25 protein-coding genes are annotated in these 24056 nt (G+C 71.7%); 9 read left to right on the top strand and 16 right to left on the bottom strand.

All coding sequences use genetic code 11. The features are described 5' to 3' along the window. Nucleotides 1-340: 340 nt before the first annotated feature. On the bottom strand, nucleotides 341-1615 hold the full coding sequence (gene tyrS, locus NFU81_RS15890; protein ID WP_251490077.1) for a tyrosine--tRNA ligase: 1275 nt from the start codon (nucleotides 1613-1615) through the stop codon (nucleotides 341-343). A gap of 76 nt (nucleotides 1616-1691) precedes the next feature. Next, entirely contained in the window at nucleotides 1692-2330 is a 639-nt protein-coding gene (locus NFU81_RS15885; RefSeq protein ID WP_251490074.1) for a DNA-3-methyladenine glycosylase, read from the bottom strand. Nucleotides 2331-2433: 103 nt separating this feature from the next. On the opposite strand from NFU81_RS15885, the gene NFU81_RS15880 reads away from it, so the two are divergent. From NFU81_RS15880 to NFU81_RS15870, 3 genes are all read left to right on the top strand, one after another. Beyond that, nucleotides 2434-3228, top strand: coding sequence for a sporulation protein (locus NFU81_RS15880; protein WP_251490072.1), 795 nt, complete (start codon nucleotides 2434-2436; stop codon nucleotides 3226-3228). Nucleotides 3229-3300: 72 nt separating this feature from the next. Beyond that, entirely contained in the window at nucleotides 3301-3840 is a 540-nt protein-coding gene (locus NFU81_RS15875; RefSeq protein ID WP_251490070.1) for a YbhB/YbcL family Raf kinase inhibitor-like protein, read from the top strand. Between the two features lie 450 nt (nucleotides 3841-4290). Further along, on the top strand, nucleotides 4291-4794 hold the full coding sequence (locus tag NFU81_RS15870; protein WP_251490068.1) for an HNH endonuclease: 504 nt from the start codon (nucleotides 4291-4293) through the stop codon (nucleotides 4792-4794). Between the two features lie 87 nt (nucleotides 4795-4881). On the opposite strand, the gene NFU81_RS15865 is transcribed toward NFU81_RS15870, so the two are convergent. From NFU81_RS15865 to NFU81_RS15850, 4 genes are all read right to left on the bottom strand, one after another. Beyond that, nucleotides 4882-5649 carry a sulfite exporter TauE/SafE family protein gene (locus tag NFU81_RS15865; RefSeq protein ID WP_251490066.1) on the bottom strand — a complete coding sequence of 256 codons (768 nt, stop codon included), beginning with the start codon at nucleotides 5647-5649 and terminating at the stop codon, nucleotides 4882-4884. A 46-nt stretch (nucleotides 5650-5695) separates the two neighbouring features. Beyond that, a complete protein-coding gene (locus NFU81_RS15860; RefSeq protein ID WP_251490064.1) occupies nucleotides 5696-6640 on the bottom strand; it encodes an SPFH domain-containing protein in 945 nt (314 codons plus the stop codon). 124 nt (nucleotides 6641-6764) lie between these two features. Continuing rightward, nucleotides 6765-7187 (bottom strand): NfeD family protein, encoded by a 423-nt coding sequence (locus NFU81_RS15855; RefSeq protein WP_251490063.1) that lies wholly within the window; start codon nucleotides 7185-7187, stop codon nucleotides 6765-6767. Between the two features lie 76 nt (nucleotides 7188-7263). Further along, nucleotides 7264-8055 carry an ABC transporter ATP-binding protein gene (locus tag NFU81_RS15850; protein WP_251490062.1) on the bottom strand — a complete coding sequence of 264 codons (792 nt, stop codon included), beginning with the start codon at nucleotides 8053-8055 and terminating at the stop codon, nucleotides 7264-7266. Nucleotides 8056-8177: 122 nt separating this feature from the next. On the opposite strand from NFU81_RS15850, the gene NFU81_RS15845 reads away from it, so the two are divergent. Next, nucleotides 8178-8969 (top strand): hypothetical protein, encoded by a 792-nt coding sequence (locus tag NFU81_RS15845; RefSeq protein WP_251490061.1) that lies wholly within the window; start codon nucleotides 8178-8180, stop codon nucleotides 8967-8969. A gap of 65 nt (nucleotides 8970-9034) precedes the next feature. Here NFU81_RS15845 and NFU81_RS15840 read toward each other — a convergent pair whose 3' ends face one another. Then, nucleotides 9035-9682 carry a response regulator gene (locus NFU81_RS15840; protein WP_251490060.1) on the bottom strand — a complete coding sequence of 216 codons (648 nt, stop codon included), beginning with the start codon at nucleotides 9680-9682 and terminating at the stop codon, nucleotides 9035-9037. Further along, nucleotides 9675-10829 (bottom strand): GAF domain-containing sensor histidine kinase, encoded by a 1155-nt coding sequence (locus NFU81_RS15835; RefSeq protein ID WP_251490059.1) that lies wholly within the window; start codon nucleotides 10827-10829, stop codon nucleotides 9675-9677. The genes NFU81_RS15840 and NFU81_RS15835 overlap by 8 nt, the downstream gene beginning before the upstream one ends. 228 nt (nucleotides 10830-11057) lie before the next feature. Between NFU81_RS15835 and NFU81_RS15830 the strand changes: the two genes are divergently transcribed. The 3 genes from NFU81_RS15830 (at nucleotide 11058) to NFU81_RS15820 (ending at nucleotide 13993) form a co-directional block, all read left to right on the top strand. After that, nucleotides 11058-11789, top strand: coding sequence for an SDR family NAD(P)-dependent oxidoreductase (locus NFU81_RS15830; protein ID WP_251490057.1), 732 nt, complete (start codon nucleotides 11058-11060; stop codon nucleotides 11787-11789). A 47-nt stretch (nucleotides 11790-11836) separates the two neighbouring features. Further along, on the top strand, nucleotides 11837-12895 hold the full coding sequence (locus tag NFU81_RS15825; RefSeq protein WP_251490056.1) for an S-adenosylmethionine:tRNA ribosyltransferase-isomerase: 1059 nt from the start codon (nucleotides 11837-11839) through the stop codon (nucleotides 12893-12895). Between the two features lie 267 nt (nucleotides 12896-13162). Then, complete coding sequence (locus NFU81_RS15820; protein WP_251490054.1) at nucleotides 13163-13993, top strand: transglycosylase SLT domain-containing protein; 831 nt, start codon at nucleotides 13163-13165, stop codon at nucleotides 13991-13993. Between the two features lie 92 nt (nucleotides 13994-14085). Here the strand turns inward: NFU81_RS15820 and NFU81_RS15815 are convergent, their stop codons facing one another. Next, entirely contained in the window at nucleotides 14086-16728 is a 2643-nt protein-coding gene (locus NFU81_RS15815; RefSeq protein ID WP_251490052.1) for an FHA domain-containing protein, read from the bottom strand. A 192-nt stretch (nucleotides 16729-16920) separates the two neighbouring features. Between NFU81_RS15815 and serB the strand changes: the two genes are divergently transcribed. Continuing rightward, nucleotides 16921-18171, top strand: coding sequence for a phosphoserine phosphatase SerB (serB, locus tag NFU81_RS15810; protein WP_251490050.1), 1251 nt, complete (start codon nucleotides 16921-16923; stop codon nucleotides 18169-18171). Nucleotides 18172-18184: 13 nt separating this feature from the next. Here the strand turns inward: serB and NFU81_RS15805 are convergent, their stop codons facing one another. From NFU81_RS15805 to NFU81_RS15790, 4 genes are all read right to left on the bottom strand, one after another. Continuing rightward, entirely contained in the window at nucleotides 18185-18706 is a 522-nt protein-coding gene (locus NFU81_RS15805; RefSeq protein WP_251490048.1) for a SixA phosphatase family protein, read from the bottom strand. A gap of 130 nt (nucleotides 18707-18836) precedes the next feature. Then, nucleotides 18837-19100 (bottom strand): hypothetical protein, encoded by a 264-nt coding sequence (locus NFU81_RS15800; RefSeq protein WP_251490047.1) that lies wholly within the window; start codon nucleotides 19098-19100, stop codon nucleotides 18837-18839. Between the two features lie 222 nt (nucleotides 19101-19322). Continuing rightward, nucleotides 19323-19445 (bottom strand): SGM_5486 family transporter-associated protein, encoded by a 123-nt coding sequence (locus NFU81_RS15795; protein ID WP_251490045.1) that lies wholly within the window; start codon nucleotides 19443-19445, stop codon nucleotides 19323-19325. A gap of 42 nt (nucleotides 19446-19487) precedes the next feature. Further along, nucleotides 19488-20777: a CynX/NimT family MFS transporter gene (locus NFU81_RS15790; RefSeq protein WP_251490043.1), complete on the bottom strand. Its 1290-nt coding sequence runs from the start codon at nucleotides 20775-20777 to the stop codon at nucleotides 19488-19490. 22 nt (nucleotides 20778-20799) lie between these two features. Between NFU81_RS15790 and NFU81_RS15785 the strand changes: the two genes are divergently transcribed. Next, nucleotides 20800-21483, top strand: coding sequence for a FadR/GntR family transcriptional regulator (locus NFU81_RS15785; RefSeq protein WP_251490041.1), 684 nt, complete (start codon nucleotides 20800-20802; stop codon nucleotides 21481-21483). Nucleotides 21484-21517: 34 nt separating this feature from the next. Here the strand turns inward: NFU81_RS15785 and fabI are convergent, their stop codons facing one another. The 3 genes from fabI to NFU81_RS15770 all read right to left on the bottom strand — a co-directional run bounded on the left by fabI (nucleotide 21518) and on the right by NFU81_RS15770 (nucleotide 24042). Further along, nucleotides 21518-22288, bottom strand: coding sequence for an enoyl-ACP reductase FabI (gene fabI, locus NFU81_RS15780; RefSeq protein ID WP_251490039.1), 771 nt, complete (start codon nucleotides 22286-22288; stop codon nucleotides 21518-21520). Between the two features lie 5 nt (nucleotides 22289-22293). Next, nucleotides 22294-23013, bottom strand: coding sequence for a 3-oxoacyl-[acyl-carrier-protein] reductase (gene fabG / locus NFU81_RS15775; protein ID WP_251490037.1), 720 nt, complete (start codon nucleotides 23011-23013; stop codon nucleotides 22294-22296). A 120-nt stretch (nucleotides 23014-23133) separates the two neighbouring features. After that, nucleotides 23134-24042: a lytic polysaccharide monooxygenase auxiliary activity family 9 protein gene (locus NFU81_RS15770; RefSeq protein WP_251490035.1), complete on the bottom strand. Its 909-nt coding sequence runs from the start codon at nucleotides 24040-24042 to the stop codon at nucleotides 23134-23136. Nucleotides 24043-24056: the final 14 nt, after the last annotated feature.

Genomic DNA, 24056 nt, shown 5'->3' with positions numbered 1-24056 from the left:
ATCTGGCGTTGACTTTTGGCACGCTGTTGAGTTCTCAAGGAACGGAAGCTTCCTTCGAGACCGTTTCACCGGCCCCTCCGGGCTTTCCCTTCGTTGTGTTCCCCACCGTACCCGATTCCCTCACCGATTCATAATCGGCTGTTTCAGCTCATCGATTCGATTTTCGGCGCACCAAAAATCGTCCCGATGATCGGGAAGAGGTAGGTAGTGGGTGGCCGCTCGGGCGGCGGGAGCCGGTGTGAACCAGGTCTCCTGCCGTTTTGGCGACTCGGACTACGTTACGCACGAGCGGCGGCCGAGTCAAGCTCGACCGCCGCTCAAACGTGGATTTCCAGCCGGGTCAGCGTACTTCGACCGCTCCGAGGTTGCGCTTCCCCCGCCGCAGGACCAGCCAGCGGCCGTGGATGAGGTCGCCGGCGGACGGGATCTCGTCCTCGCTCGTCACCTTGGCGTTGTTGACGTACGCGCCGCCCTCCCTGATGGTGCGGCGGCCGGCCGACTTGCTCGGGACCAGCTCGACCTGCGCCAACAGGTCCGCGACCGGGGCGAGTTCGGTCACCTCGGCACGCGGCAGCTCGCTCAGCGCGGCCGCCAGGGTGGCCTCGTCGAGGTCGGCGAGGTCGCCCTGGCCGAAAAGTGCCTTCGACGCGGCGACCACGGCGGCGCACTGGCCGGCGCCGTGGACCAGGGTCGTCAGCTCCTCCGCGAGGGCGCGCTGGGCGGCGCGGGCCTGCGGGCGCTCGGCGCTGGAGCGCTCCAGCTCCTCGATCTCCTCACGCGACCTGAAGCTGAAGGTGCGCAGGTAGCGCGCGATGTCACGGTCGTCGGCGTTCAGCCAGAACTGGTAGAAGGCGTACGGCGTGGTCATCTCGGGGTCGAGCCAGACGGCCCCGCCCTCCGTCTTGCCGAACTTCGTACCGTCGGCCTTGGTGAGCAGCACCTGGGTGAGGGCGTGGGCAGGTCCGTGCGGCTGGTTGCCCGCCATGCGCCGGATCAGGTCGAGCCCGGCGGTGATGTTGCCCCACTGGTCGCTGCCGCCGATCTGGAGCGTGCAGCCGTGCTGCTTGTACAGCTCCAGGAAGTCCAGCGACTGGAGGATCACGTAGCTGAACTCGGTGTAGCTCATCCCCTCGCCGTCGAGGCGGCTCTTGACCGTGTCCCGGGCGAGCATCTGGTTGACGCTGAAGTGCTTGCCGTAGTCGCGCAGCAGCGTGAGGGACGAGACTCCCTCGGTCCACTCGTAGTTGTTGGCCATGACGGCCTGCTGCGGACCGGGGGTGTCGAAGTCGAGGAACGCCGAGAGCTGGCCGCGCAGGGCGCCCACCCACTGCTGGACGGTCTCGACGTCGTTGAGCGCCCGCTCCGCGCTGGGCTTGGGGTCGCCGATCAGACCGGTGGCTCCGCCCACCAGGGCGATGGGCCGGTGTCCTGCCAACTGGAAGCGGCGCAGCGCGAGGATCTGGGTGAGGTGGCCGACGTGGAGGCTCTTCGCGGTCGGGTCGAACCCGCAATAGAGGGTGAGGGGACCGTCCGCGAGCGCCTTGCGCAGGGCTTCCTCGTCGGTGGTCTGGGCGAGTACGCCCCGCCACCGCAGCTCGTCGACGATGTCCGTCACGGTTTCCGTGTCTCCTCGGGTCGGCTTCTGCCTCTCGGTACAGCGTGTCCGAGGGTACGCGGTTTCGGCCAGCCGATTATCGGCGCTTGCGCGGGGCGTGCGCCCGGTAGGGGCTGACGGTCGGGTCGCCGTCGATCCAGTAGCGCCAGGGGTGCGCGGCGCCCTCGCCGCCCACTCCGGTACGCGGTCCGCTGCGGATCGCCGCGGGGTCCGGCGGGGTGCCGGTGAGGATGCGGAACGGGCCGCCGCCGGCGGAGCAGGCGTCGGCGCCGTCGAGGTCGCGGTCGACGGACAGGGCGGTGGCGAGCCTGGCCGGCCCCTGGGCGAGGTCGCTGTCCTTGCGCGAGGTGGGGCGGTGGGCGCGGGCGAGGTCGGCGCCCGCGGTGATCATGCCGGCCCTGAGCAGGACCCCGCTGGGGGTGCCGACCGGGCCGCAGACCAGGTTCAAGCAGTGCCACATGCCGTAGGTGAAGTAGACGTAGGTGTGTCCCGGCGGTCCGAACATCACGGCGTTGCGGTCGGTGCGGCCGCGGTAGGCGTGCGAGCCGGGGTCGTTGGGGCCGTCGTAGGCCTCCACCTCGGTGATCCGCAGGTCGATCGGGCCGTCGCCGGTGGTGCGGACCAGGACCCTGCCGAGCAGGTCCGGGGCGATCTCCAGGACCGGCCGGTCGAAGAACGCGCGGGCCAGCGGGGTCCGCTCGGGTGCGGTGATCACGGGTCCGAAGCGTACCGGAGCGCCCTGGAACCAGCCGGGCGCGCGCTGCGTTCGTAGAGTTCGCCAAGAGCTGTGCAGGAAAAGGCAAAGGAGGGTGTCCGTAATGGGCTTCAAGAAGCTGATGGCGAGTCTGGGTGCGGGTGGGGCGTCGGTGGAGACCGAGTTGTTCCAGGCCGACGTGACGCCGGGCGGTGTGGTCCAGGGGGAAGTGCGGATCCAGGGCGGCTCGGTGGAGCAGCGCATCCAGGGGCTGTCGGTTGGCCTGCAGGCCAAGGTCGAGGTGGAGCGCAAGGACGCGCAGGGCAACGACGTCGAGTACCACCAGGACATCGAGTTCCACACGCAGCAGATCGGCGGGGAGTTCGAGATCCGGGCGGGGGCGGTGCACAACGTGCAGTTCGCGCTGGAGGTGCCGTGGGAGACGCCGGTGACGATGTTCATGGGGCGGCACCTGACGGGGATGAACGTCGGGGTGACGACGGAGCTGCAGATCGCCCGGGCGGTGGACAAGGGCGACCTGGACCCGGTGAACGTGCACCCGCTGCCGGCGCAGGACGCGCTGCTGGACGCGTTCGGGCGGCTCGGCTTCCGCTTCCACGGGGCGGACCTGGAGAAGGGGCACCTGCGCTCGACCCGGCAGCGGCTGCCGTTCTACCAGGAGATCGAGTTCCGCTCGCCGTCGCAGTATCCGGGGCTGAAGGAGGTGGAGCTGACCTTCGTCTCCGACGGGCGCGAGATGGACGTGGTGATGGAGATGGACAAGAAGCCGGGGCTCTTCGGCGGCGGGGACACCTACCGGTCGTTCGTGATGGGGATGCAGGGCTTCGAGCAGACGGACTGGGCGGACTACCTGCACCAGTGGCTGGCCGAGGTGGGTGCCAAGCGGAACTGGTTCTAGCCTGCGGGGAAGGGCGGTCGAAAGGCTCTACGCTCGGGTCGCAGGGTTGGTTCGCGATCGAGAGGTGTCGAGGTGTCCGAGCAAGCGCGGCGACCGCTCCCCCATGACTTCCATCCACCCGTACCCGTGTTCACCGTGATGAGCGACGACGTGACGGCGGGGGCGGTGCTCAAGGACGACCAGGTGTACGCGGCGGGCAACGTGTCGCCGCAACTGCGCTGGGAGGGCTTCCCCGCGGGGACGAAGAGCTTCGCGGTGACGTGCTACGACCCGGACGCGCCGACCGGCAGCGGTTTCTGGCACTGGGTGGTCTTCGACATCCCGGCGTCGGTGACGGAGCTGCCGCGCGGCGCGGGTTCGGATGACTTCCCCGGGCTGCCGGCGGGCGCGGTGCACGCGCGCAACGACTACGGGTCCCTGGACTTCGGCGGGGCGGCGCCGCCGCCGGGTGACGGCCCGCACCGCTACGTCTTCACGGTCTACGCGGTGGACCAGGAGAAGCTGGGTCCCGACGCGACCGCGTCGCCGGCCTTTGTGGGCTTCAACCTGAGGTTCCACGCCCTGGGCCGGGCGCAGCTGATCGGCGAGTACGAGGTCCCGGCCGCCGGCTGACGCCGGTCCTGCTGCTGCGGCGGTCCCGAGCGGTCGCGGTCGGTGGTTAATCGGTTGCACCCCGGCGCGGGCCGCCGCACAGTGGTGCCTGCCCGGCCTGCCGGACGCTCCCGGTCATGCGCCCGGGTGGCGTGGCGGACACCGGGTCGGCCGGCACCGCAGTGGCGGAGGCGGCGGGGCGTTGCGCTGGGCGGTACCACGCGCCCCCCGCGGCCTGCCGGACCCTGGTCTGGGGATCGGGTGTCCGCGCCGGCCGGCGCGCTCCGGATACCGGGACGTCCATCACGTCCGGTGTCCGGGGCGCGAGCTTTTCCGCTGCTCTTTCCCGTCTCCTCCTCCCCCGGCCATCTGCTGTCGGCCCGGGGGAAATTGCGTTGTCCGCGAGTGAACGCACGGGCACAGTGGAGCCACTTCGCCAGGGGGGCGGAGGAGGCCCGGGAGGTGGGCGGGATGCGTGACACGCTGGTGCTGAATGCGAGCTTCGAGCCGCTGTCGACGGTGTCGCTGCGGCGTGCGGTGGTCCTGGTGATGCAGGACAAGGCCGTCGTGGAACAGGCGCATCCCGGGCTGCGAATCCGTGCGGCCGACGTGGACGTACCCCTTCCGCAGGTGATCAGGCTGTGCCGCTACGTACGGGTGCCGTTCCGACAACGGGCGCCGTGGTCGCGGCGCGGGGTGCTGGTACGCGACCGGCACCGGTGCGCGTACTGCGGGCGGCGGGCCACCACGGTGGACCACCTGCAGCCGCGGTCCCGCGGTGGCCGCGACACCTGGCTGAACACGGTGGCGGCGTGCGCGGAGGACAACCAGCGCAAGGCGGACCGTACGCCGGAGCAGGCGGGAATGCGGCTGCTGACGCAGCCGTTCGAGCCGACGCCGGCCGACGCGCTGCTGCTGGCGCTGGGGGTACGGGAGCGGGCCGGGCTGCCGGAGTGGCTGGCGCGGCCGGCCTGAGGCCGGGACCGCGGTGGCCGGTGGCGGCCCGCTGCGGATGACGTACGCGGCCTGGTCCTGTCGGGTGACGGGGCCGGGCCGCGCGGCTCACTTGAGGACCAGCTGCACGATGGCGGCGATGCCGACGACGACGATCAGGGCGCGCAGCGCGGCGGGTGGCAGGCGGCGGCCGACGCGGGCGCCGACGAGTCCGCCGAAGGTCGCGCCGACGGCGATGAGGGCGACGGCGGCCCAGTCCATGTGGGCGACGACGATGAAGAAGACCGCGGCGATGCCGTTGACCAGCGCGGCCAGGACGTTCTTCAGGCCGTTGATGCGCTGCAGGGTGTCGTCGAGCAGCAGGCCCATCAGTGACAGGTACAGCACGCCCTGGGCGGCGCCGAAGTAGCCCCCGTAGACGCTGGCCAGGAACATCCCGGCGAACAGCAGCGGTCCGCCGTGGGCGGGGGCCGCGGTGCCGAGGCGTTCGCGGCGGGCCTGGACGGCGCGGGCGAGCCGGGGTTGCAGCACGACCAGGACCAGGGCGGCGGCGATGAGCACCGGCACGATGGCGTGGAAGGCCTGCGAGGGCAGGGTGACCAGGAGGACGGCTCCGGTGGCGCCGCCGAGCAGGCCGACGGTGCCGAGCCGGATCAGCCGGTCGCGCTGGCCGGCGAGTTCGCGCCGGTAGCCGATGGCGCCGGTGATCGAGCCGGGGACCAGGCCGAGGGCGTTGGAGACGTTGGCGGTCACCGGTGGCAGGCCGACGGCGAGCAGGACGGGGAAGGTCAGCAGGGTGCCGGAGCCGACGATCGTGTTGATGGTGCCCGCGCCGACTCCCGCGGCGAGGACGGCGAGTGCTTCAGCTGGGGACATAACCCCGTGATCATGTCACAACGGCTCGCCGCCCCCGCGGGACGTCTCAGTCCTTGTCGAAGGGTGCGGACTCGCGGCGCGGCGCGGGCGCTGAGCCGCCGCCGTTGCCGTTTCCGCCGGCGCCGGGCAGGTTGATCATGCCGCCGAGGCCCTTGAGGGCGTCGTTCAGCTCACTGGGGATGATCCACAGCTTGTTGGCGTCGCCTTCGGCGATCTTCGGCAGCATCTGCAGGTACTGGTAGGCGAGCAGCTTCTGGTCCGGGTCGCCGGCGTGGATGGACTCGAAGACCGTGCGGATCGCCTGCGCCTCGCCCTCGGCGCGCAGGGCGGCGGCCTTGGCGTCACCTTCCGCGCGCAGGATCGAGGACTGCTTCTCGCCTTCCGCGGTGAGGATCTGGGACTGCCTGATGCCCTCGGCGGTGAGGATCGCGGCGCGCTTGTCACGGTCGGCGCGCATCTGCTTCTCCATCGAGTCCTGGATGGAGGTGGGCGGTTCGATCGCCTTCAGCTCGACGCGGTTGACGCGGATGCCCCACTTGCCGGTGGCCTCGTCCAGGACGCCGCGCAGGGCCGCGTTGATCTCCTCACGGGAGGTCAGCGTCCGCTCCAGGTCCATGCCGCCGATGATGTTGCGCAGGGTGGTGACGGTCAGCTGCTCGATGGCCTGGATGTAGCTGGCGACCTCGTAGGTGGCGGCCCGCGCGTCGGTCACCTGGTAGTAGATGACGGTGTCGATGTTCACCACCAGGTTGTCCTGGGTGATCACCGGTTGCGGCGGGAAGGGCACGACCTGCTCGCGCAGGTCGATGCGGTTGCGGATGGTGTCGATGAACGGCACCACGATGTTCAGGCCCGCGCTGAGGGTGCGGGTGTACCGGCCGAAGCGCTCGACGATGGCCGCGGTGGCCTGTGGGATCACCTGGACCGTCTTGATCAGCGCGATGAAGACGAGCACCACCAGGATGATCAGGACGATGATGATGGGCTGCATGTCCACTCCCCGCGCCGGTTGACTGCGGAAATACGGTGTACTCCGACATGATCGATCTTGGCAGAGTGCCGCCTGCCGCGGGCGGGTTCGGCGAATTCCCGGCCCGGGAAGCGGTGTTCTGCCGTCACATCACGACGGCGGTAGCTCCGTCGATCTCCACGACGTCCACCTGCTGGCCGGGGTCGAAGACCCGGCCGGCTTCCAGTGAGCGCGCGGACCAGACCTCGCCGGCGAGTTTGATCCTGCCGTCGGAGCCGCCGTCGACCCGTTCCAGGACGACGGCCTGCCGTCCCTTGAGCGCGTCGATGCCGCTGCGCTGTCCCGCGCTCTGCCGGTTGCGGTAGGCGAGCGGGCGCACGAAGACCAGCAGGGCGACGGAGACCACCACGAAGGTGATGACCTGCGCGACGATTCCGCCGCCGAGCCCCGCGGCGGCCGCACCCGCGACCGCGCCCACCGCGAACATCCCGAACTCGGGCATTGTCGTGATCACCAGCGGGATGCCCAGCCCCACTGCTGCTATCAGCCACCACACCCATGCGTCCACAGCTCAATCGTAGGGCTGTACGCGGCAGTTGGGGGAGTATGCGGGGGACCGAATGACCTGCCGCAGGCAAGTGGGCTCAGGAAAGCGGCAGTCCAGCGGCCGTGTAGCGGTCGCCGCGGCGTTCGACGACGAGCGGGAGGCCGAAGCACAGGGACAGATTGCGTGAGGTCAGTTCCAGTTCGAGCGGTCCTGCGGCGACGACCTTGCCCTGGCGGATCATCAGGACGTGGGTGAAGCCGGGGGCGATCTCCTCGACATGGTGGGTGACCATGATCATGGAGGGCGCGATGGGGTCGCGGGCCAGCCGGCCGAGGCGCCTGACCAGGTCCTCGCGGCCGCCGAGGTCGAGGCCCGCGGCGGGCTCGTCGAGCAGCAGCAGCTCGGGGTCGGACATCATCGCGCGGGCGATCAGGGTGCGCTTGCGCTCGCCCTCGGACAGGGTGCCGAACTTCCGGTCGAGGAAGTCGTTCATGCCGAGCCGGTCGAGGAAGGCGCGGGCGCGGTCCTCGTCGACCTGCTCGTAGCCCTCGTGCCAGGTGGCGGTCATGCCGTACGCGGCGGTGAGGACGGTCTCCAGGACGGTCTGCCGGCGCGGCATCTTCTCGGCCATCGCGGCGCCCGCCATGCCGATCCGCGGGCGCAGGTCGAAGACGTCGACGCCGCCGAGCTTGTCGCCGAGGATGGAGACGGTGCCCGTGGTGGGGAAGAGGTAGCTGGACGCGACGTTGAGCAGGGTGGTCTTGCCCGCGCCGTTGGGGCCGAGGATGACCCAGCGCTCGCCCTCGGCGACCGACCACGAGACCTGGTCCACCAGAGCCCGTCCATCGCGGACCACGGATACGTCCACCAGCTCCAGCACATCGCTCATGAGCGCGTTGTCTCCCATTGCAGTCTCGTCGGTCCGGCGGTGCCCGCAGGCACGTACCCCGAGGGATCCCCTGGGGAAAACTTACGCCACCGCACGACCGGTCCAGTCCATAGGCTGGGGGCATGCTTGATGAACCTCGCTCAGGGCGGCTGACCGCATGGGGAAATGCCCTGCTTGCCGGACTTGCCGCCCCCGATGACGTCGCGCAGCGGATCGTCGGCCAGGACGCGGTGCACCGGATCACAGCGCTGCCCGGGGAGAACGGGCCGGTCGGGCTGACCCTGGGGCTCGGCCGGCTGCGCGCGCTGGGGGTGACCGGGCTGCGGCTGGCGCTGCCGGTCGCCGGGCACCCGTTGGGGCTGAGCGGGCCGCCGGACTTCAACGACCTGGCGCTCGACGCGGGTGAGGCGGTGCTCACCGTGGGTGCGCTGCCGCTCGGCCTGGTGCCGGAGGTCAGCGAGGCAGGTCCCGCGGGAGACGTGCACGTGGAGGTGGAGTGGCGGTGCCTGCCGGTACGGGACGCGCCGCCGGCCGACGTGCCGTCGCTGGGCGAGGCGGAGCGGGAGCTGGCCGAGGCGCTGCGGGACGCGACGGCGGCGCTGGCCGAGCTGGACGTGGCGGGCTCCGGCGGCCCCACCGCCCATGCGGCGCTGGAGGCGTACCGGGCGCGGGCGGCCAGGGGCCGGGAGGTGCTGGCCCCGGGGTATCCGCCGCGGGCGGTGCGGGTGCTGGAGCTGGCGCAGCGGGTCGCGGCGCTGGTGGAGATCGCCGGCGACGGGCACGGCGCGGCGGTCAGCGCCTCGCAGATCGCGGCCAGGGCCGAGCTGCTGCGTCCGGTGGAGCGGACCGCGCGGCGGGCGCAGGTCGCGGCGTACAACGCGTATGTGGAGGAGGCGGAGCGGCGCCGGCCGTAAGAGGCCGGCGACCGCCGGCCCCGCGCCGTACGGTGGCGGGCGGCCCGGCCGTCGCCGGCGTACGGTCAGCCGCCGACGCCGTTGCGCACCGCCCACAGGGCGGCCTGGGTGCGGTCGGCCAGGTCCAGCTTCATCAGGATGTTCGACACGTGGGTCTTCACGGTCTTCTCCGACAGCACCAGCGCCCGGGCGATCTCCCGGTTGGAGCGGCCGTCGGCGATCAGCGTGAGCACCTCGCGCTCCCGCTCGGTCAGCGCGTTGCCGCGGCCCTGCCCGTGGCCGCCCCCCTCGTCCTGGGAGAGCAGCGCGCCGGCCACCTCGGGCTGCAGCAGCACGTGCCCGGCGTGCACGGAGCGGATCGCGTCGGCGAGCGCGACCGGGTCGATGTCCTTGTAGACGTAGCCGGCGGCGCCGGCCCGCAGCGCGGGCACGACGGTGCGCTGCTCGGTGAAGCTGGTGACGACCAGCACCCGGGCGGCGTTCTGCGCGGCGTGCAGCCGGCGCAGCGCCTCGATGCCGTCGGTGCCCGGCATCTTGACGTCCATCAGGATCACGTCGGGCCGCAGCTCCTCGGCGCGGGCCACGCCCTCGTCGCCGTCGGCCGCCTCGCCGACCACCTCGATGTCGCCCTGCACCTCGAGGAAGGTGCGCAGCCCCCGGCGTACGACCTGGTGGTCGTCCACCAGCAGGACACGGATCACCTTGTCAGCCACCGGGGACCTCCAGTTCGATCACGGTGCCCTTGCCGGGCGCCGATTGCACGGTCAGCGCTCCGCCGACGCCGCCTGCCCTGTCCCGCATCGAGACCAGGCCGAGGTGCCGGCCGGCGCGGCGGACGGACTCGGGGTCGAAGCCCCTGCCGTCGTCGCTGACCCGCAGCGAGGCGCCCTTGCCGCGGCCTTCGAGGGTGACGGTGACCGCGGTGGCGTGGGCGTGGCGCAGTGCGTTGTGCATGGCCTCCTGGGCGACCCGCAGCAGCGCCTCCTCCTGGGAGGCGGGCAGGGCGCGCACGTCACGGGCCCGGAAGGTGACGCCGGCGGAGTGCACCCGGTTGAGGACCTCGGCCTGGGTGCGCAGCGTCGCGACCAGGCCGTCGTCGTCCAGGGCGGCGGGGCGCAGCTCCACCACCACGGCCCGCAGCTCGTCCGCGGCCTCGGCGGCGAGCCCGGCGACCTCGCGCAGCTGGCCCTTGGCGCGGGCCGGGTCGGTGTCGACCAGCGCCGCGGCGGCCTGTGCGGTCAGCCGCAGCGAGAACAGCTTCTGGGAGACCGCGTCGTGCAGCTCGTGGGCGATCCTGGCCCGCTCCCCCGCCAGCGTCAGCTCGCGGCTGCGCTCGTAGAGCCGGGCGTTGGTCAGCGCGATGGCGGCGTGGTCGGCGAGGATGCGCAGCAGGTCCTCGTCGTCCTGGGTGAAGCCGCGGCTGTCGCCCTCGGGCCGGACCGGGCACTGCTTGTTGGCCAGGAACAGCGCGCCGAGGATGTCGTCGCCGTCCATCACCGGCATGCCGATGAAGGCCTTCATCACCGGGTGGAGGCGCGGCCAGCCGGCGAAGCTCGCGAAGTCGCGGACGTCGTCGAGGCGCTGCGGGGTGGCCTCGTGCAGCATCGCGGCGAGGATGCCGTGCTGCCGGGGCAGCGGGCCGATGGCCTTCCACTCCTCGTCGCTGACGCCGTCCACCACGAACTGCGCGAAGCCGCCGTGGTCGTCGGGCACGCCGAGGGCCGCGTACTCGGCCGCCAGCAGCTCGCGGGCGGAGGCCACGATGGTCTGCAGGACCTCGCGCACTTCGAGCCGGCGGTTCATCGCCAGGACCGCGGCGCTGACCGCTTCGATTCCGCCCTTGGCGGGCCTGCTGGACATGTCTCCACCGTACCGGCGGCAGGTCACGGCACCTATGCGCCGCTGGACCGAGCGGGTCTGGGTATGTGGACCTACGCCCTTGTGACCGCGCGGTGTAGGGCGGCCGACCGAAGCGGCCGGGCGGGCCGCCTTCCTACGGTGGAAGCACCAGGACGGCCGGGCAGCGGGTCCGGCCGCGCCAGGGGCGCCGGCGGCGTTTCTGGCGGCCATCACAGCGAGGGCGGTCTCATGCCGGTAGCGATCATCACAGGGGCGTCGAGAGGACTGGGCCGGGCGCTCGCCGCGGAGCTGGCGGGGCGCGGCTGGCGGCTGGTGCTCGACGGGCGGGACGCGGAGGTGCTGCGCTCGGCGGCGGCCGGTCTGGAGCGTACGGCGGCGGAGTCCGGTGCCGGCGGGCATACGGACGCCGCCGTGGTGCGGGCGGTGCCGGGCGACGTGACCGACCCGGCGCACCGGGCGGAGCTGGTGGCGGCGGCGGAGCAGCTGGGCGGGGTGGACCTGCTGGTCAACAACGCCAGCGCGCTGGGTGCCGAGCCGCTGGTCACGCTGGCGGAGCTGCCGGTGGCGGGGTTGCAGCGGGCGCTGGAGGTCAATGTGACGGCGCCGCTGGCGCTGGTGCAGGCGGCGCTCCCGGCGCTGCGGGCCGCGTCCGGCAGCGTGCTGAACGTCAGCTCGGACGCGGCGGTGGAGGCGTACGCCGAGTGGGGCGGTTACGGGGCGAGCAAGGCCGCGCTGGAGCAGCTGTCGGCGGTGCTCGCGGTGGAGGAGCCGGGGCTGCGGGTGTGGTGGGTGGACCCGGGTGACCTGCGGACCGATCTGTACGCGGCTGCGGTGCCCGACGACCCGGACTTCGCGGAGCGCGCGCTGCCCGAGGAGGTGGCGCCGGCGCTGCTGCGGCTGCTGGACGAGAAGGCCGCGAGCGGCCGCTACACGGCGTCGGCACTGCGGGACGGACGGTGACGGCGATGAGTGGAAACGCAGACCCCTATATAAGGGGAATAGGAGTCATGACAGATACAAGCCGCAGAGCGGACATTCTGCGTGATTTCCACGTACCTCCGGAGGCCCTGGCGGCCGCGCCGCCGGCCCGGCGGGACGACGTGCGGCTGCTGGTCGGCCGGCAGGGCACCGGCGAGGTCGGGCACCACGCCTTCCGCGACCTGCCGGGGCTGCTGCAGGCCGGCGACGTGCTGGTGGTGAACACCTCGCGGACGCTGCCGTCGGCGGTGGACGGGCAGCTCGGCGGCGATCCGGTGGTGGCGCACTTCTCCACCCGGCGCGACGACGGCCGCTGGGTGGTGGAGATCCGCGACCCCGACGGCCGGGGTTCCACCGTCCGCAGGGCGGGCGGACCGGCCGGGGCGGTGGTGCAGCTGACCGGCGGCGGGAAGCTGACGCTCGACGAGCCGATGGACCCGTGCGGCGACCGGCTGTGGATCGCGTCGCCGTCGACGCCGGACATGGTGTCCCATTTGCGCCAGTACGGGCGGCCGATCCGCTACGCGTACACCGACCGGGACCAGCCGCTCAGCGCCTACCAGACGGTCTTCGCCACCCCGTCGCCCGACGGCGGCGGCTCGGCGGAGATGCCGAGCGCGGCCCGGCCCTTCACCGCCCCGCTGGTGACCGAGCTGGTCAGCCGCGGGGTGCAGATCGCCCCGATCGTGCTGCACACCGGGGTCGCCTCGGCCGAGGCGTACGAGCCGCCGTACGCCGAGCCCTACTCGGTGCCGGCGACGACGGCATGGCAGGTCAACGCGGCGCGGGCGGCCGGCGGGCGGGTGATCGCGGTGGGCACCACCGCGGTGCGGGCGCTGGAGACCGCCGCGGACACCCGCGGGGTGGTCCGCCCGGCGCAGGGCTGGACGGATCTGGTGATCACCCCGGAGCGCGGGGTGCGCGCGGTGGACGGCCTGCTGACCGGGCTGCACGAGCCGGAGGCCTCGCACCTGCTGATGCTGCGCGCGGTGTCGGGCGACGACCTGCTGGAGCGGGTCTACGCCGAGGCGCTCCAGCACCGTTACCTGTGGCACGAGTTCGGGGACGTGAACCTCCTGCTCCCGTAAAGAGACCACAAATAAGCGTCACATAAAGCACCCCCACGGTCACCGCACGCGACCGTGGGGGTGCGGCGGTGTGAGGTGACCTATAGGACCTGGGTCACATACTAAGCGGCGTAGTGGAATACGAACCCCGGTAAACCTCGGGAACTCGCCGGGAAGTGACTGCCCGTTCCCGGACCCGCTACGAATTCGATTCGTAGCCGGCTTCATTGACCCCCGTTTTGCGAGGCCCTAAGAATTCTCAGGTCCGCAACCGGAAGAGGTCATTCCATGCAGCTCCCCACGATCCCGAAGATCGGCCGACTGTCCAAGAAGCACAAGATCACGGCGGCCGGTGCCGCCGCCGCGGCTGCTGTTGTCCTGGCCGTCACCGGTCTCCAGGCGACCGGTGGAACGGCTGAAGCCAAGGGTGACCCGACCGGGTTCTCGGTGGAATCCGGCCAGCAGGTCAAGAGCCTCGACGCCCAGGCGGGCCTTGCCTCGCAGAAGGCGATCCAGGAGGACGCGGCGGCGAAGAAGAAGGCCGCCGCCGACGCCGCAGCCGCCGACACCGCCGCCAAGCAGAAGGCCGCCGCCGACGCGGCGGCGAAGAAGAAGGCTGCGGCCGACGCCGCCGCGAAGAAGAAGGCCGCTGCCCAGGCCGCCGCGAAGAAGAAGGCCGCCGCTCAGGCCGCCGCGCGCGCCAAGGCCAAGCAGGCCGCGACCCGCTCCACGCAGCGCGTCGCGATCAAGACCGTGGCGAAGAAGGTCGCCGCCGCTCCCGTCGCGGTCGTCTACCCCGACAACCTCGACGGCTGGATTCGCGAGGCGCGTGCCGTCCTGGGCGCGCACAACATCCCGGTGCCGACCTACGACGGCATTTACCGGAACATCATCCGCGAGTCCTCCGGCAACCCGAACGCGATCAACCTCTGGGACATCAACGCCCAGAACGGCATTCCCTCCAAGGGCCTGCTGCAGACGATCGACCCGACGTTCAACGCCTACCACGTGTCCGGTACGTCGTGGAACATCTACGACCCGGTCGCGAACATCGCCGCCGCGTGCAACTACGCCTGGCACGTCTACGGCGGAATGGACAACGTCAACTCGGCGTACTGACCGGGATTCTGACCGGCGCCACTGATCGGCCATGTGAAAGGGCGGTAGGACCACGAGGTCCCACCGCCCTTTTGCATGACGCGATTTGCCGCTTACTTGCGCATGACCTCGGGCTCGTGCCGGCGCAGCAATCGGGCGACGGCGACACCGCACAGGGCCGCCATGAGCAGCAGCATGACGACGTCGAGCGTCCAGACGCCCGCGCTGTGCTTCCAGAGCGCGTCCACGCTGACCGGCGGGGTGTTGTCCCACGGCAGCAGGGTGTTGAGGTCCGCCGTCGAGCCGGCCCCGGCCACCGCCCAGCGGGCCGGCATCAGCCACGCCACCTGCTCCATGCCGGGCTTGCCGTAGATCTGGAAGAGCACACCGGTGAAGACGATCTGCACGATCGAGTACATCACCAGCAGCGGCATCGTCTTCTCCGCCGTCTTCACCAGGGCGGAGATGATCAGGCCCACCATCATCGAGGTGAACCCGAAGGCCATGACGACCAGGGTCATCTCGACGGCCGGCTGGCCGTGCAGGATGACGCCCTCGGCCGGCATCTTGCTGCGCGGCGCGAAGCCGATGCCGCAGATGATCGCGCCCTGCAGGGCGGTGATCAGCCCCAGCACGATGACCTTGGACATCAGGTACGCCGAGCGGGACAGGCCGACCGCGCGTTCGCGCTCGTAGATGACCCGTTCCTTGATCAGCTCACGGACCGAGTTCGCCGCGCCCGCGAAGCACGCGCCGACCGCGATGATCATCAGGATGGTGCCCGCGTCCCGGTTCTGGCCGTGCGACTTGACCGGCCCGTAGCCGAGGCCGCTGCTCGCCGGGATCAGCAGGCTGACGACGCCGAGCACGGTCGGCAGGATCAGCATCAGGCCGATGAAGCCGCGGTCGGAGGCGATCACCGATGTGTAGCGGCGTACCAGGGTCCACAACTGCGCACCCCAGGCCTGCGGTTTGGGCGGCCTGGCCACCTGGTGGGGTATGTAGGGCGCGGCCTGCGGGGCCACCGAGTCGAGGTCCGCGGCATACGTCTGGTAGTGCTGGGAACCGCGCCAGCGGCCCATCCAGTCGTAGTCCCGGTAGGTCTCGAAAGCCGAGAAGACGTCGGCCCAATTGTCGTAGCCGAAGAAATTCAGCGCCTCGTCCGGCGGCCCGAAATAGGCGACCGCACCGCCCGGCGCCATCACCAGAAGCTTGTCGCACAGCGCCAGTTCGGCCACCGAGTGGGTGACCACCAGCACCGTGCGGCCGTCGTCGGCCAGGCCGCGCAGCAGCTTCATCACGTCGCGGTCCATACCCGGGTCGAGGCCCGAGGTGGGCTCGTCCAGGAAGATCAGCGACGGCTTGGTGAGCAGTTCGAGCGCCACCGAGACGCGCTTGCGCTGGCCGCCGGACAGCGAGGTGATGCGCTTGTCGGCGTGGATGTCGAGCTTCAGCTCGCGCAGCACCTCGTCGATCCTGGCCTCGCGCTCCGCGGACGCGGTGTCGCCGGGGAAGCGGAGCTTGGCCGCGTACCGCAGGGCGGTCTTGACCTGCAGCTCCTTGTGCAGGATGTCGTCCTGCGGCACCAGGCCGATGCGCTGCCGCAGCTCGGCGAACTGCTTGTACAGATTCCGGTTGTCGTACAGCACCTCACCCTGGTCGGCGGGCCGGTAACCGGTCAGCGCCCGCAGCAGCGTCGACTTGCCGGAGCCGGACGGGCCGATCACCCCGATCAGCGACTTCTCCGGCACCCCGAACGAGACGTCCCTGAGGATCGTCTTGGTGGTCTTGCCGTGCGGCACGGTCACCGACAGGCGGCGGGCCGAGAAGGACACCGCACCGGTGTCGACGAACTCCTCCAGGCGGTCGCCGACCAGCCGGAAGGTGGAGTGGCCGACGCCGACGATGTCGTTCGGGCCGAGCAGGTGCCGCTGGATCGGCTGGCCGTTGACATAGGTGCCGTTGTGGCTGCCGAGGTCGACGATCTCGTAGCGGCCGTCGGGGTGCGCGCGGAATTCGGCGTGGTTGCGGGAGACCTGGAGGTCGAAGACGACCAGTTCGTTCTCCAGCGCACGGCCGATCCGCATGACCCGGCCCAGCGCGAGCTGGTGGAAGGTCGTCGGGCTGCGGTCGCCCCCTCCGGGCGGCGGGCCGTTCGACGGCCGCTGCTGCGGTACGCCCTGCGGGGCCGGCGGCTGCTGCGGCCAGCCGCCGCCACCCTGCTGCGGCGCGGCCGCCTGCGGGTGCGGGGCCGCCTGCTGCGGCTGGGCCTGCTGCTGATACTGCGGGTAGTACTGCGGCGGAGCCTGCTGGACCTGCGGCGGTACATGCTGAGGCGGTACGTGCTGAGGCGGTACGTGCTGAGGCGGAGCCTGCTGGTGGAGCTGCTGCGGCTGCTGGGCGTGCGCGGTCTCCGCGCTGTAGACGTCGGCGCCGGCGGCCGCGACCGGCGTGCCGCCGGTGAAGTTCAGCCGCGGGCCTTCGGTGGCGTTGCCGAGGTTGACCGCCGAGCCGGGGCCGACCTCCGTCTGCTGGATCCGCTGGCCGTGGACGAAGGTGCCGTTGGTGCTCCCCTGGTCCTCGATAACCCAACCGCGTTCACTCCGGCGGATGGTGGCGTGCCGCCACGAGACCCGCGGGTCGTCGCAGACAATATCGGCCTGCGGGTCACGCCCGAGGCTGTAGGACCGGGAGGCGTCGAGCGTCCAGGTTCGATCGTTCAATTCGAGTACGAGTTCAGGCACCCCAAGCCCCATTGTTTGTCCCCCGTGTTGTCCCCCATGAGGGGAGTCTAGGGATTGCGAACATCGGGAGGAACTATCGCAGGCCCCGGTCTCGTAACAGAAAGCGCCCTCCCGAACGCGTTCCGAGTGCCCTAAGCAGCCGATTGTCCGGCACGCGGGACGGATGGTCATAGGTCGGCGCGGGGCGGATACCGTGGAGGGACCATGAACGACGCCTCGCAAGCCACGCCTGTCGCCGCCGTTCCCGCAGCGGACGTGCCGACCCTCCTGGTCAAGATCTTCGGCAAGGACAAGCCCGGCATCACCGCCGGACTGTTCGACACGCTCGCCGCCTACGGGGTGGACGTGGTGGACATCGAGCAGCTGGTGACCCGCGGCCGGATAGTGCTGTGCGCGCTGGTGACCGCGCCCGCGCCGGGCACCGGCACCGAGGGCGACCTGCGGGCCACCGTGCACAGCTGGGCCGAGAGCCTGCGGATGCAGGCCGAGATCATCTCCGGCATCGGCGACAACCGGCCGCGCGGCGAGGGCCGTTCGCACGTCACGGTGCTGGGCCGGCCGCTGACGGCGGAGTCGACGGCGGCCATAACGGCGGAGATCACCGGCGCCGGTGGCAACATCGACCGGATCTTCCGGCTGGCGAAGTACCCGGTGACGGCGGTGGAGTTCGCCGTCTCGGGCGCGGAGACGGTGGTGCTGCGCTCGGCGCTCGCGGTGGCCGCGGCGGCCCGCGGGGTGGACGTCGCGGTGGTGCCGTCCGGGCTGCAGCGCAGGGCGCAGCGGCTGGTGGTGATGGACGTCGACTCCACCGTCATCCAGGACGAGGTCATCGAGCTGTTCGCCGCGCACGCCGGGTGCGAGGAGCAGGTCGCCGAGGTCACGGCCGCCGCGATGCGCGGCGAGCTGGACTTCGAGCAGTCGCTGCACGCCCGGGTCGCGCTGCTGGCCGGCCTCGACGTGTCCGTGGTGGACAAGGTGCGCGCCGAGGTCCGGCTGACCCCGGGCGCGCGGACCCTGATCCGTACGCTCAAGCGGCTCGGCTACCAGGTCGGCGTGGTCTCCGGCGGCTTCACCCAGGTCACCGACGACCTCAAGGAGCGGCTCGGCCTGGACTTCGCCGCCGCGAACACCCTGGAGGTGGCCGACGGGCGGCTGACCGGCCGGGTGGTCGGGCCGATCGTGGACCGGGCGGGCAAGGCCAGGCTGCTGCGCAGCTTCGCCGCGCAGGCCGGGGTACCGCTGAGCCAGACCGTGGCGATCGGCGACGGCGCCAACGACCTGGACATGCTCAACGCGGCAGGCCTGGGCGTCGCCTTCAACGCCAAGCCGGTGGTGCGCCAGGCCGCCGACACGGCGGTGAACGTGCCCTTCCTCGACGCGGTGCTCTACCTGCTGGGCATCACCCGCGAGGAGATCGAGGCGGCCGACGAGCTGGACGGCACCGAGACCACCTGACCCCCTACGGGGGCTAAGCCTCGTGCGGGGTCCAGAAGGTGGTGAGGCGGCCGACGCCGTGCTCGACGGTCTTCCACGAGCCGTTGAAGGTGATCACCGCGAAGGCCGCGGTGGGGAAGCCGCCGCTCTTGAGGCGGGCCAGCGCGTCGCTGTCGGCGCTGCCGGTGAGGGCTTCGGCGAGCGCGTGCATCCCGGGGTTGTGCGCGACCACCAGCAGCGAGCCGACGTCGTCGGGGGTCTCGCTGAGCAGTGCGAGCAGTTCACCCAGGCTCGCGTCGTAGAGCCGCTCCTCGTAGACCGTACGGGGCCGGTGCGGCAGCTCGTGGGCGGCGAGTTTCCAGGTCTCACGGGTGCGGGCGGCGGTGGAGCACAGCACGAGCTCGGGGGCTATGCCGTCGTCGGCGAGTCGGAGGCCGGCCATCGGGGCGTCCTGCCGGCCGCGGTCGGCCAGCGGCCGCTCGTGGTCGGGGACGTCGGGCCAGTCGGCCTTGGCGTGCCGGAGCAGGACGATGGTGCGGGGCGAATCGACGGTCATGCCTTTCAGCTTTCCAGAAAACCCGCAGTCAGGCGCGGGATGGCCGTGATCACCGGTCCCGCGGGGCGGTCGCCGCGCTCACCGGCAGCGACGGTCACCGTGCGTGCCCGCCCGGAGCGCACCGGGAGGGTCACAGGACGTGACGGAGGAGGTCGGGCAGGGCGGTGACGATCCGCGACAGGACGTCGCCTGCCGGTGCCGCGGTCGAGGCGTCGGCGCTGCCGCCGCTGATCAGCGCGAGCAGCGCGGCGAAGGCGAGCGCGGGCAGCGCCACCGCCCACCACGGCAGCCGGGTCTGCACCTCGCCGGCCTTGGCCTTGCGCGCGGCGGAGGTGCCGGTGCCGGCGGCGGTCCCGGCCTGCCGGGTGTACAGGTGGGGGGACTGTGTGGTCACGGTGAACGCCTCCGTGGTGAACCGTCGAAGTGCCGTTGTCCGGCTGCACTTCGACGCTACGGGCGCGGGGCGGCCCGTCCCATCCGGCCGTCCACCCAGTTGACCCTGACCCTGGCCCCCTAGGGATGGTGGGGTTGTCCCCACCCCCGGAGTCGGGGTCGGCGGCAGATCCGCTGACGGGACGTCAGTTCGCCGCGGGCCACCGGGGGTGCCGGGCCGCGGTCACCCCATGCGCGCGGCGATGATGGCGACCACCGCGACGAGCGCGGGCACCCCCATCATCAGGCCGAAGAGGGTCAGCAGCCGGCGCTGGGGCTGCGGGGGGTTCGGTTCGAGTACGGGCATGCGTCCAGTCTGGCACCGGCACCCGGGCGGCTCCCACCGGGGTCACAGTTCGTCCTCGATGTACCGGTTGCGGCCGGCCAGCACCCCGCAGACCGCCTGGGGGACGACCAGCGCGAGCATCAGGGCGATGGGCAGGCCCCAGCCGCCGGAGGACTGGTTGAGCGCGCCGACCAGGATCGGCCCGGGGATCGAGATCAGATAGCCGGTGCTCTGCGCGAAGGCCGACAGGCGTACGACGCCGGCGCCGGTGCGCGAGCGCATGCCGATCATCGTCAGCACCAGCGGGAAGGCGCAGTTCGCCACGCCCAGCAGCAGTGCCCAGACCCAGGGTGCGGCGGCCGGCGCGGCCCACAGCCCCGCGAAGCCGGCCACCTGGAAGACCGCGAGGACCACCACGATCGGCCCCTGGGAGCGCATCCGCGCGGCCACCTGGGGCAGCACGAACGACAGCGGCACGCCCATCACCATGGTGACCGCGAGCAGCAGCCCCGCCTTGCCGGCGGAGATCCCGGCGTCCCGGAAGATCTGCGGCATCCAGCCCATGGTGACGTAGGCGGAGGTGCCCTGGAGCCCGAAGAACGCGGCCATCATCCAGGCGGTACGGCTGCGGGTGATCCGCCCGTGCTCGCCGGCGTCGGCGGCGGCTGCCGGTGCCGCAGCGCTGCGCGGGCTCGCGGACCGGTCGCGTACCAGCGGCAGCCAGACCAGCACCGCCAGCGCGGCCGGCACCGCCCACACGCCGAGGCCGAGCCGCCAGCCGTGGCCCATGGCGTCGGTCAGCGGCACCGACACCGCGGCGGCCAGTGCGGTGCCCAGCGACAGGGCCATCGAGTAGACACCGGTGACGGGACCCATCCGGTCGGGGAAGTAGCGCTTGACGATCACCGGCATCAGCACGTTGGACACGGCGATGCCGGCCAGGGCCAGCGCGCTGGCGGCCAGGAAGGCGGGGGTGCCGCCGGCGAAGGGCCGCAGCAGCAGGCCGCCGGTGATCAGGGCCATGCCGGCGCAGACGACCGCGCCGGGTCCGTAGCGGCGGGCGAGCCGGGGTGCGGCGAAGCCGAACAGCGCGAAGCACGCGGCGGGCACCGAGGTGAGCAGGCCGGCCATGGCGCCGCTCATACCGAGGCCGTCGCGGACCTCCTTCATCAGCGGGCCGAGGCTGGTGACGGCGGGGCGCAGGTTGACGGCGGCGAGGACGAGTCCCGCGACGGCGAGCACGCGGACCCAGCGCGGCAGCGCGAGCGCCTGTGCGGCGGGTGACGCGGCGCGCGGGGGCGCCGGCTGCGAAGTGGTGGGCGGGTCGAGGGTCAGGGATTCGTCGTCGCGCATGGACCCATCATAGAATGATGGGATGAATCTCGGACCCGTACCCCGTAGCGCCACCCTCGCCGACCAGGTCATCGCCCGCCTGCGGACCGAGATCACCTCGGGTGCGTGGCCGGTGGGCAGCCGTATCCCGACGGAGCCCGAGCTGGTCGACCGGCTCGGGGTGGCACGCAACACGGTCAGGGAGGCGATCAGGGCGCTGGCGCACAACGGCCTGCTGGACATCAGGCAGGGTTCGGGCACCTACGTGGTGGCCACCAGCGAGCTGGCCGGGGTGATGCAGCGGCGGTTCGCCGGTGCGGAGCAGCTGCACATAGCCGAGCTGCGCGGGGCGCTGGAGGCCACCGCGGCCTCGCTGGCCGCCGAGCGCCGCGACGAGGCGGACCTGACGCAGCTGGACGCGCTGCTCGCACGGCGCGAGCAGGCCTGGGACTCCGGTGACGCGGAGGCCTTCGTCGAGGCCGACGCGACCTTGCACCTGGCGGTCGTCGCGACCTCGCACAACGAGGTGCTGACCGCCCTGTACGCCGACCTCGGGCAGGTGCTGCGGGACTTCCTGCGAGCCGACGTCGGCACGGAACTGCGTCCCGAGGACCACCTCGACCACGCCCGGCTGGTCGCCGCGATCCGTGCGGGGGATGGGGAAGGCGCGGCCGAGGAGGCCCGCACCCACGCCTTCTACTGCCGCTTCCGCGCCGCCGCCCGCTGAGCGGGGCGGCGGCGGACGGAGCAGGCGGCGGGTGTCAGGCGCCGATGGCGTGCAGGCCGCCGTCGACGTGCACGATCTCGCCGGTGGTCATCGGGAACCAGTCGGACAGCAGCGCCACGACTCCGCGCCCGGCGGGCTCGGGGTCGGACATGTTCCACTCCAGCGGGGAGCGGTGGTTCCACACGTCGGCCAGCTCGGAGAAGCCCGGGATGGACTTCGCGGCCATCGAGCCGATCGGCCCGGCCGAGATCAGGTTGCAGCGGATGTTCTGCTTGCCCAGGTCGCGGGCCAGGTAGCGGGAGGTGGCCTCCAGCGCGGCCTTGGCGGGGCCCATCCAGTCGTACTGCGGCCAGGCGAACTGCGCGTCGAAGGTGAGGCCGACGACGGAGCCGCCGCCGTCGCTCATCAGCGGCAGGCAGGCCATGGTCAGCGACTTCAGCGAGTACGCCGACACGTGCATCGCGGTGGCGACCGACTCGAACGGGGTGTTGAGGAAGTTGCCGCCGAGCGCGTCCTGCGGGGCGAAGCCGATCGAGTGGACGACGCCGTCCAGGCCGCCGAGCTCGTCGCGTACGACGCTCTCCAGGCCCGCCAGGTGCTCCGCGTTGGTCACGTCCAGCTCGATGACCTTCGTCGGGCGGGGCAGCTTGCGGGCGATCCGCTCGGTCAGGGTGGGCCGGGGGAAGGCGGTCAGGATGATCTCGGCACCCTGCTCCTGGGCCAGCTTGGCGGTGTGGAAGGCGATGGAGGACTCCATCAGCACACCCGTGACCAGGATGCGCTTGCCGTCGAGAATTCCGCTCATGGTGTTCAGTGACCCATGCCCAATCCGCCGTCAACGGGGATGACGGCTCCAGTGATGTACGCGGCGTCGTCGGACGCCAGGAAACGCACCGCGGCGGCGATCTCCTCCGGCTGCGCGTAGCGGGCCAGCGGCACCTGGGCCACGATCCCGGCGCGCTGCTCGTCGGTGAGCGCCCGGGTCATGTCGGTGTCGACGAAGCCGGGTGCGACGACGTTGAAGGTGATGTTGCGCGAGCCCAGCTCGCGGGCCAGCGAGCGGGCGAAGCCGACCAGTCCGGCCTTGGAGGCGGCGTAGTTCGCCTGCCCCGCCGAGCCCAGCAGGCCGACCACCGACGAGATCAGGACGACCCGGCCCTTCCTGGCCCGCAGCATGCCGCGGTTGGCGCGCTTGACCACCCGGAAGGTGCCGGTGAGGTTGGTGTCGAGGACGGCGGTGAAGTCCTCCTCCGACATGCGCATCAGCAGCTGGTCGCGGGTGATGCCGGCGTTGGCGACCAGCACCTCGACGGTGCCGTGCGCCGCCTCGATCTCCTTGTAGGCCTGCTCGACCTGCTCGGCGTCGGTGATGTCGCAGCGCACCGCGAGCACACCGAGTGCCACGAGGTCGGCCGGGGGCTCACCCGAGCGGTACGTGATGGCGACCTTGTCGCCCGCGTCGGCGAAAACCCGGGCGATGGCGAGGCCGATGCCCCGGTTTCCTCCGGTGACGAGAACCGAGCGGCTCAACGGATCACTCCTCAGTCGTGAGTATCTCCGTGAAAGCTATCGTTCCCGGCGCCGTTCCGGGGAATCGGCCCCGACAGGCTGCTCCGGCCGACCCTGTGGGATTCCTACAGCGGCCGACCGTCAGCCGCGGTTGCGCACTGCCGCCCTGCGGCGGCTGTAGACCAGCAGTCCCACCGCCCCGCTGGCCAGGATCGCACTGCCGGACAGCGCGGCCTCCAGGGTGCTGCTGCCGGCCGCCACATTGCTGATGGCGAGGTTGCCGGTGGTGGAGGTGACGGGTGCGTCACCGCCGTGGCCGTGGTGGACGACGGTCGACCTGGACTCGCCCGCGGTGATCTGGGCGTCCGTCGGCGCCTGGGCGACGTCGGCGGTGGCCGCCTTCGCCGCCTGCGCGGTCTGTCCGAAGACGACATCCGCGCAGCCGTAGAAGGCCTCCGGGCTGTCGGTGCGCTGCCACACCTGGTAGACCAACTGCCGCCCGGTGCGGGCCGGCAGGGTGGCGGGGAAGGTGTAGTAGCCGGGCGAGGAGGCCGCGGTGGTGTAGGTGGCGATCGGGGTGCTGTCCAGGTCGGACCACTTCAGCGGCTGCGTCGGGTCGTAGCCCTGCTTGGTGATGTAGAGCGTCATGACCCCGCGGTGGGGTGCGGTGACCCGGAAGCTGACGGTGGTCTGCCCGGCCTGGACCGGGGTGGCCGGCCAGTCGGTGCGGGCCCAGTCCAGCGCCCGGTACTTGTCGCGGTCGGCCGAGCAGAGGTGGCCGTCGGGGATGATCGTCCTGCTCTGCCCGTCGGCGTTGGCGATGTTGACCTCGTTCCAGTCGTACAGCGGCTGGGTGCCGCTGTCGGCGACGAGGTCCTTGCACACCTGGGACTTGGGGTTCTCCGGGCCTTCCGCGTAGCAGGCGGAGATCCGGCTGACCGGGGTGCTGAGCGCGCCGTGCGCGCTGGCCGTGCCGGGGGTGAGCCCGGCGACGATCAGGGTGGTGGCGCCGACCGCGCCCAGTGCGGCGGCCTTGCGGCGTACTGACATGTGGGGGGCTCCTT

This window comes from Actinacidiphila cocklensis (genome assembly GCF_907177275.1).
GTDB classification, from domain to species: domain Bacteria; phylum Actinomycetota; class Actinomycetes; order Streptomycetales; family Streptomycetaceae; genus Actinacidiphila; species Actinacidiphila cocklensis.
Note: the sequence above shows the minus strand (reverse complement) of the source record. Positions and strands in the feature narration are given on the sequence as shown.